A 15,008-nucleotide genomic window follows, 5' to 3' on the forward strand; every position below is an offset into this window, starting at 1 on the left:
GCCGGAACATGGTCCCGGCCCCTCAGCGATGTCGGCGCCCTTTCGGACGGATTCGCATGTTCAGACGAACACGAAATCGTGGCTCGTCAGGCTCGAGACATAGACGTTCTTGATCAGGATCGAATCGGTCTCCGAGAACGTGATGAGCGCGTTCGTGCCGGACTGCGTCATCTGCAGATGGCTGTAGTCGGCGGCCAGCAGCTTCGAAATCTGGATCACGTCGTGGCTGGCGCCGTTGCCGGCCTGGAAGTTGAGGATCTGGTCCTGCCCGTGATCGTAGGCGATCGTCGTCGAGCTCGGCGCGGCGGAGAACACGTCATTGCCGGCCCCGCCCTGGATCGTGACGCCGGCAGCAACCGCCGTGACGTTGTGGGTACCGTCGGTTCTGGTCTGATCGAAGAACTGCAGCGCGTTGGCGCTGTTGTAGTTCTCGTGCTGGGTCGTGCCGGCCTGTCCGTTGAAGTTGAACAGGAACACGTCCTTCGATCCGTCGACGTTGTTGGCGATCTCCTGGGTCTTCACGCCGGCGCTGTTGTAGATGTCCGTCAGCTTGCTGCCGTCGTCGTGGATCACCTGGGTATAGTCCAGCGTGCCGTCGGCGTGGGTCCGGGTGAGCTCGACCAGCTTGCCCGACGCATCAAGGTGCTGGTGCTGGGTGGTGTAGGATTGCCCGGTGACGTTGTAGTTCCAATTGTCCTGGCTGCCGTCGGCATTCTTGATATAGGCGGCGGTCTTCACGCCGCCGGTGTAGGCGGTGGTGGAGCTGTAACCATCGCTCTTGGTGGTCACCTCGCTGGTGATGACGCCTTTGGCGTCGTACCACTCCGACGTCTTGGTGCCGTCGGCACTCTGCACCAGCGTGAAGGCCAGGCTGTCGTCGGCGTGGGTTCGCACGATATGGGTAAGGAAGCCCGTCGCATCGTAGGTGTCGTGCTCGCTCGTGTAGGTCTGCCCGACGATGTTGAACTGGAAGACGTCCTTCGAGCCGTCGGCGTGGTAGTCGGTCTGCATCTTCTTGACGCCGGCCGCATCGTAGCTGGTGACGACGCTGCTGCCATCATCGTTGACGACCTGGGTGTAGTCGAGCGAGCCGTCGGCGTGCCAGCGGGTCACCTGCGTCGTCTTGCCGGTCGGGTCGAGGTGCTGATACTGCGTGGTGTAGGTCTGGCCGGTGATGTTGTAGCTGTAATTATCGTGGCTCTGGTCGGCATTGGTGATGTAGGCCGCAGTCTTCACGCCGTTGGTGTAAACCGTGGTCGAGCTGTACCCGCTCGCCTTCTCCAACACCTCGCTGATGAGCACGCCCTTGGCGTCGTACCAGTCCGTGGCCTTGGTCCCGTCCTTGCTTTGCACCAGCTTGAACGCCATGCTGCCGTCGGCGTGCTTGCGGATCAGCGTGGTGAGGAACCCGCTCGCGTCATAGACGTCGTGCTCGGTCGTGTAGTTCTGGCCGGTGATGTTGAAGAGGAACACGTCCTTGCTGCCGTCGGCGTGGACGTTGGCCTCCTTGATCCGCGTTCCAGCGGCATCGTAGGTGGTGAAGACGCTGCTGCCATCGGAATTGATGATTTGGGTATAGTCGAGCGTGCCGTCGGCGTGCTTGCGGGTCACGGCCGTGATCTTGCCGGACGGATCGACGTGCTGGATCTGCGTGGTGTAGCTCTTGCCGGTGATGCCGAAGGCGTAATTGTCCTGGCTGCCGTCGGCATATTTGACATAGGTGTTGGTCTTGACGCCGTTGCTGTAGGTCGTCGTCGAGGTGGTGCCGTTTGCCGTCTCCACCACTTCGCTGGTGAGGGTGCCGGCGGCATTGTACCAATCGGTCGTCTTGGTGCCGTCCTTGGTCTGGACCAGCTTGAAGGCGAGAGTGCCGTCGCCGTGCAGCCGCGTCAGGCTGGTGATGAAGCCGGTCGCGTCGTAGTCGTAGTGCTCGGTCGTGTAGTTCTGGCCCTTGATGTTGTAAGTCCAGACGTCCTTGCTTTTGTCGGCATGATAGCTGGTCTCCACCAGCTTGACCCCGGTGGCGCTGTACGTGGTGATCACGCTGCTGCCGTCGCCGTTGTAGACTTGGGTCGAATCCAGCGAGCCGTCGGCATGGCTGCGGGTGACCGACGTGACCTTCCCCGAGGCATCGAGATGCTGCACCTGGGTGGTGAAGCTCTTCCCCGTGACGTTGTAGGTATAGTTGTCCTGGGAACCGTCGGCGTTCTTGACGTAGGCGGCCGTCTTCACCCCGTTCGTATAGAGCGTGGTGGAGTAGTAGCCGTCGGACTTCTGGACGACCTCGCTCAGAAGTGTTCCGGCCGTGTTGTAGCTGTCGGTGGTCCTGGTTCCGTCGGTGGCGATGTGGACGAGCTTCGTCTGCACGCCCGAAGTGTAGCTGATCAGGTCCTTTGAGCCGTCGGTGTAGGTCACGGTGGTCGAGGTCGGCTGCCCGCTCGCATTCAGGCCGGTGTCGGACTTTGAGAGCAGCTTTCCGCTCGAATCATAGGTCTTGGTGTTGCTCCAGGTCGCGGCCGTATTCGTCACCGAGAACGAGTATCCGCCCTGGATCTTGGACAGCGCGCTGCCGTAATGGGCGATGACGTAGTCCATCGTCGCCTTCGAGGCGACCGGGAGAACGTGCGAACCGGTCAGCGTGATGCTCTGCAGCGCCGTGGAGTCGCTGAGGTCGGACAGCTGCGGCACGATCTCGGCTGCGGTTCCGGTGATGCTGGTTCGGGTGTCGGGCGGCGTCGGCGTGGCCGGCGGGGCGTCGATCTCGATGATCACGGGGTGATCGCTGAGCGGAATGGTGATGGTGCTGACGTCGGTATAGCTGGCGATCGCGGTCGCTCCCGTCAGCGTGTCGTACACCTTCACCGTGTGATGGACGGCGCCGAGGTTCACCGTGACCGTCTGGGTCGGATTGGACAGTTCGGTATCGGTGGCGTCGTTCCAGAGCTTCGGCTCCGCCCAGACGACGAGCTCATAGGCGCCATTGCTCTTGCCGAGCACCATGCTGTTGCCCGAGGCCGGCATGTTGCTCAGCGTGTAGTTCAATGGATCGGTCGGCTGCAGGCCGCCTTTGCCGTCGTCGGCCAGAACCGTCGTCAGATTGTGAATCGCCGTCGCGGCGAGCTTCGGCGTGCCGTCGGAATTGAACAGCCCGAAGTTGGCTTCGGGGTTGGTGTTGGCAGCCGAGGAGTCGCGGTCGAACAGCTCGTAGAGATAGGTCATGCTGACGCCGGCCTTGTAGGCATCGACCAGCGTGTTCAGGATCGACTTGGCCTGCACCGTCTCGTTGACGCCGAGATATTGGGTGTTGGTCTGCGTGGTGTAGCCGGTCTCGGTGATGACAACGGGCTTTCCCGGTGCCGCGGTCATGACGGCGCTGAGCGTCGCCGAGATGGAGCTGCCGGTGGTCAGGCTGGTGCTGACATAGGCGTGGGCGTTGGCATAGTCGACCGAGCCCGACATGTTGCCGAGCTCGCTGTAGCCTTGCGGATCGTTGTAGGCCAGCGACAGGTTGTACACGGGGATGCTGCCGAGCGTGGCATTGGCATTGACGGCCTGATAGAGCGCGCTCTGGAACTGGGCCGCGGCCGAGAGGCTGGAGCTGCCATTGTAGCTGAAGGGCTGGTGATTGGCCTCGTTGAGACCTTCGATCGCGCTGATGCTGCCAGCATAACTGGTTGCAAACTTTTCGAGCGAGGCGATGTATTTCTGCAGCCCGACCGTGCCCGTCTGGGGCAGCGCAGATGACACCAGGAAGTCGAACTTATAGCCGGCAGCGGCGAGGCCCTCGACCACCGGTTGGGCGGCGGGGCTTGTTCCCATCGCATCGCGGAGGTGGGTCACGCCGAGATATTTCAGATCCTCGACCATCAGCGCGAGATTGTTGTAGCCGGTCCATCCGAAACCGGCATGCGTGTTGACGCCGATGGAGTTGATGAAGCCGCTGGCGGAGAGGATGGTTTGATCAGGCATTGCACACTCGAATTTCAGCGCGAGCAAAATTGCTCGCAGGATTTGCGGTCAACCTTCTATGTCGAGTGTGAATTTCAGATAAAAACGAAGCGACAAATCGCGAGCGAAACGCGGTTCCTTCCGGAGGAACGGTTCGACTCGAACAGCAGCAGAATGCTGATGCGATGCCGGTGCAGCATGGCGTCAGGAAGGCGCTTTCGCGATTTTCGCGATTTGGCACTGCTGATTATGCGCGCACGCCTCGCGCGATCAGTTGGATTGCACAGCGGGCCGGCAGTCTGCCGTTTTGGTGGGCGGGTAGCTTGATAGATTCTATCGCGTGGGTTGTAGGAGAATTTTCACGAAAGAGGCTCCCAGTTCCGCACAGGAACCGAATCGGCAAGTCGGCGCGACCGTGTAGGGCGGGGCGGCGTGCTAGCTAGCCGCGGCGGGCCAGCATCAGGAAGTCTCCGCGCCAACCTATGATCGCGGTTGCGATCGCGGCAATCACGATCTTGCCGGCGAGCCATGCCGCCGGTTCGGTCGGCGTCGCGCCGAGTGATCCGATCACGATTGCGGCCGCCAGCGCCTGCATGACCAAGGCCCAGCGCGGGAATGCCTGGAATCGCAGGGTTGGACCGAGTGCGGCCAGGATTGTCGCCAGCGTGGCGAGCGAGGCGCAGCCGACCGCCTGTCGCGGTGACAGGCCGGCCCACGCCGCGGCAAGCGCGACGGCCGAGACGATCGCGAGCTGGCCGGCCGCGACGGCCACGAGCCTGGTGGCGAGCTTCTCCAGGTGCGGTACGACCGCGACGGTCGCCTGGAGATGCGTATGCAGGAAGTAGAAGACGGCCACCGACGGCGCAGTCGCCAGGAAGCCGTCAAGGCTCTCGCGCGGCACCAGAATGCGTGCTGCGTCCGGAATGAAGCCGACCAGTCCGCCGAGCAGCACGAGGGTCGTGCAGATCATGAATTCGAACATACGCCGGGCCGATTGAACCGACTTCATGACGGTGCCGTGTTCGAAATCCTTGACCACATCGGGATAGCTCACGGTGTGGATCGCCGCATTGAGGACCCAGAACGGCCGTTGCAGCAAGTCGAGCGCGATCGAGAATCCCGCACCTGCTCCGGTCGCGCCCAGCCGGCCGATGATGATGATCCGGAGCAGCACCGGCACCGACAGATGGATGACGGATGCGCCCGCAGCGAGCATGCCGTAGCGAGCGAAAGTCTTCCAGTCGGCGAGCATCGTCTGCAAGGAAGCGCGTTGCAGCGGCGTGCGGTAAGCAACGAGGCCGGCGGCGAGCCCCAGCATGTGTCCGGCCGCAATCCCGAGCAGCGCAGCTTCGGCCGTTGCCGAGACCGCTCCCCCCGCCGCGGCGCCGGTCAGAAGCGCGGTGGCACGTAGCGCGAGAAGGGAGGAGGCGACGCCCAGCCGGTCTGACAGGCGGACCGACAGGAAGTAAAGATCGGTCAAGCCTTGAAGCACGGCGATGCCGAGGCCCAGGATGATGATCCCGGCGGGAAGCGGACTGGCCAGAGCTGCGCAGCCGCCGACCACGACGAGCGCGCCCGCACTGGACAGGCCTGCGGCAAACAGCGACCACCTCAGCCGAGCTGCCTCGTTCTCCCCGGCCGCCGCCAGAAAGCGCAGTCCGGCGAGCTGTAGCCATTCGAACATCAGGACGCAGAGCAGCTGGCTCGAGGCCAGCGCCAGCGAAAAATTGGTGTAGGCGGCGGCGGGCAGCAGATGGCTGATCGCGAAGATCAGGACGATCGCCGCGGCGCTCTGATAGACGTAGCCCGCCATCGCGAAGAGGCGTGTCATCTCGGAATGAGGCGCTCCTTGCCGACGGTCCGGGGCGCTTCGGTCGTTGCTGCACGCACGCGGGACATTCGCTGCTCGCGCAACTGCTCGTACAGAGTCTTGTAGGATGACAGCACGTCGGCAAAGATCCATTTGTTGGTATCGGCGATCAGGCGCCGGCTGATCTCGTCGATCTTGTCGGGATCCGACGCGACTGCGAGCATGCTGTCGGCCAGCGATCGTGGATCGGCGTCGGTCAGCCAGCCGGTTACGCCATGCTCGATGACCTCGGGCATGCCGCCAAAGCGCGTTCCCAGCAGCGGCCTGCCGGCCGCCTTGGCGTCTGCGACGACGAGCGGACCAGGGTCGTGCCAGATCGACGGGGCAATCACCACGTCGACCTGCTTGTAGAAATCGTCCGGGACCACGAATCCCATGAACTCGATACGCGCATCCGGCGCGAGCGCCCTGAGGCGCCGTTGTTCCTCGTCGCTCACGCGACCGGCGATCAGCATCCGGATGCGATCCCGGGGCAGCATGGCAAGTGCCCGCATCAGATTGTCGATGCCCTTTTCCTCGGTGAGGCGGCCGATGAATCCGAACGTCACCTCCGTGGTGCAGATCGCACGAGGATAGGGTTCACGCGGCGGTTCGGTCGAGGCGTTGCGGATCACGGTACGGATCGGTGTCTCCGCGAATAGGCCCATGTCGGTGTGAATCGATAGCACGCGCTCGCTCACGCCGACCACGGCGCTGAGCCAATGGGTGGCCCGCTTGCGGTGAAAGGTCAGGATTCCGCAGCTCGTGCAGGTGTGCTCGCAAGACCGTCCCTTGTCGAAGCGGGAGCAGCGTGGACAGGTTAGATAATAGTCGTGAAGCGTATGCAGCACCGGGACGCCGAGCTGGGCGGCGACGCGCCAGATCGCGGTGGTCAGGCCCGACAGATTGTTGGAGTGCAGGACGTCCGGCTTGAAGGCCCTGATCCGCTCCGCGATCATGGGCGCCTGCATCTGCCAGTCGTCGACGGCGTGCCAGATGCTGCGCAAGGCGGCGTTCTTCTGCTCCGTGAAGGGCCGGTAGATGTTCCGTACCGGCGCTGAATGGACGTCGATGCCGTTGCAGGTTTCTCGCTCCTGCCCAGGGGACGATGCGGCCCTGACCACCTCGACCTCGTCTCCACGTTGCACCAGGCCTTCGGCGAAGCGTCTTGCGAAGACCTCTGCACCCCCAACGATCTTGGGTGCCAGAGGCGTCGGATAAAGCGTGGACGTCAAAAGAACTTTCATCGCGTAACCTCATGGCTTGCAAAATCGCGCCTAGCGCGCGGGACGTATCTCCAGGGTGGGAATGGCACCGTCATTGGCAGCAATAAGAACCGGTGTGCTCGATACCGGGATCCAGGCTCCGGACGCGGGCTTCGCGGCCGAATCGCACGGCATTGCAAAGGTTGCGCCTGGCGCATCGCCTTTGAGCCGGACTTCGTAGCGTCGCTCCGGAGCCTCGGCCCAGACTGCAACTCTGCCGCCTGCCGCCGTCGATGCATTGATCGACACGACGCCGCTGGCGAGTTCGTGCCGCTCGGCGCTCAGGCTGGAGCGAATGAAGGCCCAGGCGCCCTGGGCTGCGCAAGCGACGGGCTTCGGCGAATTGTCGAAGCGATAGAGACCGAAATTGTGCTCCAAATCCGATGGATCCTTGCCGCTGTCTTTCAGCTCGTAGAGCCACATTCCCTTGAGCCAGCGCGTCGCCGTCGACGCCCACAGGATCAGCTGCGCGGTATTGTCGGCCTGGGCCTGCTCGCTGACGCCGCATTTGTTGGCGGTGGCCGTGGTCCACCCGGTCTCGGTGACATAGATCGGGAAGTCGGGGTTTCCGCTCGCCCGGCCCACGAGGCGACGGAAAGCGGTCAGCCGGTCGATGATCTCGGCCGAGGTGCGTTTGCTCGGGCCCATGCAGAAATTGTAGAGATGGATCGAGGCGCCGTCGGCATATTGCAGGATGCCGGTCCGCAGCATCTTCTCCGTCCATGTCCAGCCCGGATCGTCGCCGAGCGCGCCCACCAGGAATGGCGCATTCGGCGCAACCCGCTTGACCACCGGTCGGACGGCTTGCGCCAGCGCGAGATAGTTCTCGGGCGAGAAGGCGGCATCTTTCTTCGCAGCCAGATTCCACTCGTTCCAGAGTTCGAACAGCGGATGCTGCGCCACGACGGACTGCGCCGCCGCCGCCGCATAGTCGGCGAACCGCTGGCGCGCTTCGTCGCTGGTCGGCGGGGAGGAATTCGGCACCAGATGGTGGCCGAAGGCGAGGATCAGGAGCGGGCGCGCCACGCCCGACTTGACCTGCGCTTCGAGCCTGCCGAGCCGGGGCGTGAAGCCCATTCGGCGCTCACCCGTCTCAAAATCCGACCAGGGAAAATCGTCGCGAAAGGCATTGAAGCCGAGTTGCTTGATCTGGCCGACGTTCTCCGCAGGCACGTAGCCGCGCGCGCTCACCGGGCCGCCCAACCCTTGATGGGTGCCGACCCCGAGCAGGAATCGGGCATCGAGCGGTTGCGCCTGTTGTGCGCAGACCGAGGCCGGCAGGAGAAAGGATGCGATGAGGCTCGCGATGCGGACGGCGTCGCGAATCGAGGAGCGGGGGTGGGGCGGAGCCATCAGAAGTTCTTGGAGAGATCCGATTGCAATCCCGCCTTCGCCTCGACCGGCGTCCGGTCGTCCTGGAGAAGATCGGCATAGACCTGCTGCAATTGTCCATGCGTCTTCTGAACGTCATACAGCTGCTTGAAGCGGTCGTAGCCTCGCTGTCCGAGCACCTTCAGATCTAGATCGAGAGCGCGCCGGAAGCCGTCGACGAGCGGCTGGACCTCGACGGGCTCGCAAAGTACGCCCGTTACGCCATCGACGACGATCTCGGGCAACGCGCCGCTCCGGAACGCCAGGATCGGCTTGGCTGCGCGCATGGCTTCCAGGGCAACGAGGCCAAAAGCCTCCCAGCGTGACGGAATCACGACGAGGTCTGCGGCCTCGAGCTGGGTCTCGATGGCCGGGCGGTCGAGCCAGCCCAGCAGCGCCACGTTGGAAGGGACCGTCGGGCCTTCGTACTTGTTGACGACCGAGGCCCCGATCATGCGGACGTCCAGCACGTCCTCGAGCGAGCGGGCCGCTTCGATCAGCAGGTCAAAGCCCTTCTGCCGGTCCAGGCGTCCGATGAACAGGACCTTGACCTTTTTGGACGTCCACTCCGCCGCGACGGGCTGCGGGTTGCGGCTCTTCGAGATGCCATTGTGGACGATGGTGAGGCGATCGGCACGAATCCCCGCGCGGATCGCTTCGTTATACTCGTCACCCGAAATGCAGATGATCCGGTCCGACGTCCGCGCGAGAAGATTCTCCGCAGCCTTCGTCACCAGATGGCTGAGGCGACCGGTCTCGCGTGAAAATGCCCAGCCGTGTGGGCAGTAGACCACGTGCGGGCCGCCCGAGCGGGCCGCCAGTGCAGGACGGAGCACCAGTCCCGCAAAGGAGGAATGCAGATGCACCACGTCCGGCCGGAAGGCGTCGAGGGCTTGCATGCTTGCGCGCAGCATCTGGAATAACCCGGAGACGCTGCGGCCGGACCGCTCGAATGTCGTAATCTGATTGTCCGCGACCGCGCCGAGATCGCGGCGATGATCCGAAGGCACGACATAGTGCAAATTGTCGGCGCCGAAGCTTGCCTGCTGCTGTGGATGCAGCTCATTCAGGTAACTGGCGATCCCGCCGCGGATCGTCTCGGCGATGTGCAGCACTTTCATCGTTTGCCTCGCAGGCGCGTTGGAGAGCCGGACATCGTGTAGCCTCGTTCTGTGTTCGCTAGTGCGAACCACAGTTCCTCCAATACATAGCGACATTGGGGCAGCGATATGGTGATGTTGCGCCAAGCTGTGCGTGCTTGCGATGATCTCAAGAAGAAGCGCTCCAACGGAACCAGCCGCGGAGCCGCCAGTTGCAAAGTGTTTGTGCAAAAACCGTTGCGCGCGATAGGCGAACTGCGCCGAATTTCAAGCAGCGCTGGCGATATTCACTGGCGCTGCAAGACGATCGAGCAGTGCCTGCGCTGATTTCGTCCACGAATAAAATGCTACGCGGTCTTGCTGCCGCATGCGCTCCTGGTCCGAGATCGGGCCGATTGCCAGTCTTTCGAGCATGAGCTGCTTCAAAGCGTCGGCATCGCTGGCGCGAAAATACGCAGCAGCGTCGCCACAAGTCTCCACGACGGCGTCAGCTGTCGAGGCGATGACGGGACAGCCGAACAGCATGGCCTCCAGCGGCGGCACGCCGAATCCTTCATAGAGCGAGGGAAACACGAATGCCGAGGCGTGCGCATACAATGCTGCGATCTCGCTGTCGGTCAGGCGGCCGGCAAGCACCAGGCCGGCAGACGCTTCGCCCGAATTGTCCTGAAACACCTTGCTGTTATCGCCTCCGACGATCACCAGTGGAACGTCGGGCCGGTCGAGCAGCTGGGTGGCGCGGATTGCGACGGACAGATTCTTGTTCTTGGTTCTGGAGCCAACGAACAGGAAAAACTTCCGCGGCCGAACGCCAAGCCGGGCAAGTATGCCGGGATCGGGTTTGGTGGCGGCAAAGTGTTCGGCGCTGTTGGGGAAGACCGCAATGCTCGATGCCGCCAGATTCAGCACTTCGGCAAGCTCGCTGCGGGAAAATGCCGATACCGTCGCGATGCTGGCGTGTCGGGCGAGCAGCCGTCCCATCGTGCGATGAACGGCCAGATAGCGCCAGTTGAAGAAATCGGGCCTGCGAAAGACTTGGGCGTCGTGAATGACGACGATGTGGTCGCGATGGAAGATCGGACCGGAGTTTGCCAGGCTGATCAAGCGGCCACCGGCAGCGGCGCGCGCGAGCTCGACCTGATCCCACGCGTGCCCATGCAACCGGCCGACCGCGCGAATCTTGATCCGATCGAGCTCGAGTCTCTCGCTTGCATCCGAGGGCGTCAGCAACTGCCAATCTGCATGGCGCAGCGAGGCCGGGGTCTGCTCCGAGGCCAGCAACACGTCGATCGCCTTGACCATTTCAGCGGCATAACGCTGAACGCCCGTGAGCTTTTGCGACAGAAAGCGGCCGTTGATGAAGATCTTCAATTCGCTACCACGATGGCTGTTGGGAGTCCCTGCCGGATTCGCGGGAGCTCGGTGTAGGAACGGCAAGTGAGCAATCGTAAGGTACGGAAATATGACGCAGCCCGGCATGGCTCCGTGGCGCCGCCTGCATGGCCCGCCTCGCCTTGCTGTGTGCGGGCCTGCGGTGTAGAGGTCGGCCATGACCGACGACACCCACGCTCTCCGCAGCGGCTCCCTCACGGCAACCGTCAAGGCGCACGGCGCCGAGCTGTGCTCGTTGAAGGACGGCGGCGTCGAATTCCTTTGGCAGGCGGGACCGCAATGGCCGCGACACGCACCGCTGCTGTTTCCGATCGTCGGTCGCCTTGCCAATGACGAATTGCGGCACCGGGGCAAGACCTATCGGATGACCCAGCACGGCTTTGCGCGCGACAGCCGCTTTGCGTGGGCAGAACGCGGCGAGAGCCGCTGCACCCTGGTGCTCGATGACAATGAGACGACACGCGAGCTCTATCCGTTCCCGTTTCGCCTCACGGCCGCCTATGCGCTCGACGAATCAGGTCTCGACCTGACGTTCACGATCGCCAACACCGGCAAGGAGACTTTGCCGGCCTCGATCGGCGGCCATCCCGCCTTCAACTGGCCGCTGCAGCCCGGCGCGGCAAAGCAGGACTATGCGCTGACTTTCGAGCGCGCGGAGCCGTCTCCGGTCCGTCGTCTCGATGCCGGGCTGCTGCGGCCGGCGGCAGAACCAAGTCCGGTCGAAGGCGACGCGCTTGCCTTGACCGAATCCCTGTTCGTCGATGACGCCATCATCTTCGACCGCATCGAAAGCCGTTCGGTCCGCTATGCCCGCGGGCACGGCGCATCGACCGGGCCGTGGCTGAAGATGTCATGGCGCGGATTTCGCGAGCTCGGCGTCTGGTCGAAACCGTCGGGCGCACCGTTTCTCTGCATCGAGCCCTGGCGCGGCCACGCCAGTCCCGCCGGCTTCCAGGGCGAGTTCACCGACAAGCCGGGCCTGATGCACATCGCTGCCGGCGCGGAAGAGCAATTGTCGTTCCGCATCGAGGTCGGTTCGTCCTGATTTCAGGCGGCCAGTCCAAGACCTCGATGGGTGTGAGCCGGTGACGGGCGCCACCCGCGCAGAAGAAGCTTCCGAAGCTGGCTTCCGCTCGTCCGTCCGTCCGCGCATCCATAGCAAGCCAGGTCATCAGAACGACCAGACCTGTGAGAGGCCTTCAAGTCCGGACTCGAAAGCCCCGATCCCCCGACCTTTGCATGATCCCAGGAACGCCCTCCCCCTCGCGCGTGTTGTGCCCTTGGCGGGGGCCGAGCCGATGCTATGGTGCTCTGCTATCTCTGTTGCGACAGAACGAGGATATTCCAGTGGCTGATGTTCATCCCGCGGCGGGCAAGCAGGCTGCGCCGGACGCGCTCACCAACATTCCGCGGCTGGTCACGGCCTATTTCGCCGGCAAGCCCGATGCATCGGATCCAGCGCAGCGCGTGGCCTTCGGCACGTCGGGCCATCGCGGCACCTCGTTCAAGAACACCTTCAACGAAGGCCACATCCTCGCAACCACGCAGGCGATCTGCGACTACAGACAGGAAAAGGGCCTGACCGGCCCGCTCTTCATCGGCATCGACACCCACGCCCTGGCCGAGCCGGCACTGGTCAGCGCCGTCGAGGTGTTCGCCGCCAACGGTGTCGAGGTCATGATCGACAAGGACGGCGGCTACACGCCGACGCCCGTCATCTCGCACGCCATCCTCACCTACAACAAGGGCCGGACATCTGGCCTCGCCGATGGCGTCGTCATCACGCCCTCGCACAATCCCCCCGAGGACGGCGGCTACAAATACAATCCGCCGCATGGCGGCCCGGCCGATACCGACGTCACCGGGATCGTCGAGAAGCGCGCCAATGCCTATCTCGCGGCTGGCCTCGAGGACGTGAAGCGGATCGACTATGCCAGGGCGCGCAAGGGCGCGAACGTGCACCCTTACGACTTCGTCACGCCCTACGTTGCCGACCTCGGCAACGTCGTCGATCTCGATCTCGTCAGATCCGCCGGCGTCAACATCGGCATCGATCCGCTCGGCGGCGCCGCTGTGCATTACTGGCATCCGATCATCGAGCGCTATGGCCTGAAGGCGACAGTGGTGAACGAGGCGATCGACCCCACCTTCCGCTTCATGACGGTGGACTGGGACGGCAAGATCCGGATGGACTGCTCCTCGCCCTATGCGATGGCGAGCCTGATCGCGATGCACGACCGTTTCGACGTCGCCTTTGCCAACGATACCGATGCCGATCGCCACGGCATCGTGACGCGCACCGGCGGCCTGATGAACCCGAACCATTATCTGGCGACCGCGATCTCCTATCTGTTCGCGCACCGCCCGAACTGGAACAAGGACGCCGCAATCGGCAAGACCGTGGTGTCGAGCTCGATCATCGACCGCGTCGCCAAAAAGCTCGGCCGCAAGCTGGTCGAGACGCCGGTCGGCTTCAAATGGTTCGTCGACGGGCTCCTCACCGGCGGCTTCGGCTTCGGCGGCGAGGAGAGTGCAGGGGCCTCGTTCCTGCGCCGCGACGGCACGGTGTGGACCACCGACAAGGACGGGATCATCCTCGGCCTGCTCGCGGCCGAGATCATGGCCAAGACCGGCCGCGACCCCAGCCAGCTCTTCGGCGAGCTCACCGCCGAGTTCGGCATGCCCCATTACGCGCGCATCGACGTCGCCGCGACCGGGCCGCAGAAGAACATCCTGAAGTCGGTCACACCCGAGCAGCTCGGCCTCAAGGAGCTCGCCGGCGATCCGGTTAGCGCAACGCTGAGCAAGGCCCCCGGCAACGGCCAGCCCTTCGGCGGCATCAAGGTCGAGACCGATTTCGGCTGGTTCGCCGCAAGGCCGTCCGGCACCGAAGACGTCTACAAGATCTACGCCGAAAGCTTCCGCAGCCCCGAGCATCTGAAGAAGATTCAGGAAGAAGCGCAGGCGGGGCTGGCGAAGGTGTTCGCGGCCTAGCTGCAGGGCGCAAGCCTCTCCTGCCGTCCCCTGGATGTTAGCCCCATCCTCCGCTCGGGCCGCAGTCACCGCTGTCATTCCCCGCGAAGGCGGGGAATCCAGTACTCCGCGGCGATCATGCGTTCAGACAATTTCCGCTTCGGAGTACCGGATCGTCCGCCTTCGCGGGCGACAGAGGCGTCTTTTTGTATACATGAAGTCAGAATTAGGTATTATGTTACGCTATTTTGCTCTTGAACGTTTCCGTGCCTCAATTATTGTATACATAACGCATACATAAGCCGTGGGAGCGAGACCAATGACAAAGCCCTTCCCCATGAACGCCTGGTACGCCGCCGCGTGGGACGCGGACGTCAAGCCGGCGCTGCTGCCGCGGACGATCTGCGGCAAGCATGTCGTGATGTATCGCAAGGCGGACGGCACGGTGGCCGCGCTGGAGGATGCCTGCTGGCATCGCCTGGTGCCGCTGTCCAAGGGCCGGCTCGAAGGCGATACCGTCGTCTGCGGCTATCACGGCCTCAAGTACAATGCGCAGGGCCGCTGCACCTTCATGCCGTCGCAGGAGACCATCAACCCCTCGGCCTGCGTCCGCGCCTATCCCGTGGTCGAGCGTCACCGTTACGTCTGGCTCTGGATGGGCGATCCCGCGCTCGCCGATCCCGCGCTGGTGCCAGACCTGCACTGGAATCACGATCCGGCCTGGGCCGGTGACGGCAAGACCATCCACGTCAACTGCGACTACCGTCTCGTGCTCGACAATCTCATGGACCTCACGCACGAGACCTTCGTGCACGGCTCCTCCATCGGCAATGACGCCGTCGCGGAGGCGCCGTTCGACGTGACCCATGGCGAGAGGACGGTGACGGTGACGCGCTGGATGCGCGGCATCGAGCCGCCGCCGTTCTGGGCCAAGCAGCTCGGCAAGCCCGGCCTCGTCGATCGCTGGCAGATCATCCGCTTCGAGGCCCCCTGCACCATCGCGATCGACGTCGGCGTCGCGCCGGCCGGCACCGGTGCACCGGAAGGCGACCGCTCGCAAGGCGTCAACGGCTTCGTGCTCAAAACCATCACGCCGGAGACCGAGAAGAC

At 63.6% G+C, this 15,008-nt stretch carries 9 protein-coding genes; 3 read left to right on the top strand and 6 right to left on the bottom strand.

Translation table 11 applies throughout. From position 1 onward, the window contains the following. Window positions 1-60 precede the first annotated feature (60 nt). From JHD07_RS00295 to JHD07_RS00320, 6 genes are all read right to left on the bottom strand, one after another. Window positions 61-3,969 (bottom strand): RHS repeat protein, encoded by a 3,909-nt coding sequence (locus tag JHD07_RS00295; protein ID WP_291617830.1) that lies wholly within the window; start codon window positions 3,967-3,969, stop codon window positions 61-63. A 418-nt stretch (window positions 3,970-4,387) separates the two neighbouring features. Beyond that, window positions 4,388-5,779 carry a hypothetical protein gene (locus tag JHD07_RS00300; protein ID WP_291617831.1) on the bottom strand — a complete coding sequence of 464 codons (1,392 nt, stop codon included), beginning with the start codon at window positions 5,777-5,779 and terminating at the stop codon, window positions 4,388-4,390. Continuing rightward, window positions 5,776-7,044, bottom strand: a complete 1,269-nt coding sequence (locus JHD07_RS00305) for a glycosyltransferase family 4 protein (protein WP_291617832.1) — start codon at window positions 7,042-7,044, stop codon at window positions 5,776-5,778. Before JHD07_RS00305 ends, JHD07_RS00300 begins: the two co-directional genes overlap by 4 nt. A 30-nt stretch (window positions 7,045-7,074) precedes the next feature. Continuing rightward, window positions 7,075-8,415, bottom strand: a complete 1,341-nt coding sequence (locus tag JHD07_RS00310) for a hypothetical protein (protein ID WP_291617833.1) — start codon at window positions 8,413-8,415, stop codon at window positions 7,075-7,077. Beyond that, a complete protein-coding gene (locus tag JHD07_RS00315; RefSeq protein ID WP_291617834.1) occupies window positions 8,415-9,554 on the bottom strand; it encodes a glycosyltransferase in 1,140 nt (379 codons plus the stop codon). The genes JHD07_RS00310 and JHD07_RS00315 overlap by 1 nt, the downstream gene beginning before the upstream one ends. Window positions 9,555-9,800: 246 nt before the next feature. Further along, a complete protein-coding gene (locus tag JHD07_RS00320) occupies window positions 9,801-10,904 on the bottom strand; it encodes a glycosyltransferase family 1 protein (protein WP_291617835.1) in 1,104 nt (367 codons plus the stop codon). Window positions 10,905-11,082: 178 nt separating this feature from the next. On the opposite strand from JHD07_RS00320, the gene JHD07_RS00325 reads away from it, so the two are divergent. The 3 genes from JHD07_RS00325 to JHD07_RS00335 form a co-directional block, all read left to right on the top strand. Further along, window positions 11,083-11,970 carry an aldose 1-epimerase family protein gene (locus JHD07_RS00325; protein WP_291617836.1) on the top strand — a complete coding sequence of 296 codons (888 nt, stop codon included), beginning with the start codon at window positions 11,083-11,085 and terminating at the stop codon, window positions 11,968-11,970. Between the two features lie 302 nt (window positions 11,971-12,272). After that, window positions 12,273-13,919, top strand: coding sequence for a phosphoglucomutase (alpha-D-glucose-1,6-bisphosphate-dependent) (gene pgm / locus JHD07_RS00330; RefSeq protein ID WP_291617837.1), 1,647 nt, complete (start codon window positions 12,273-12,275; stop codon window positions 13,917-13,919). Window positions 13,920-14,217: 298 nt separating this feature from the next. Continuing rightward, on the top strand, window positions 14,218-15,008 hold a 791-nt coding region (locus tag JHD07_RS00335), incomplete at its 3' end, for an aromatic ring-hydroxylating dioxygenase subunit alpha (protein ID WP_291617838.1).

Source organism: Bradyrhizobium sp., from assembly GCF_016462955.1.
Classification (GTDB): domain Bacteria; phylum Pseudomonadota; class Alphaproteobacteria; order Rhizobiales; family Xanthobacteraceae; genus Bradyrhizobium.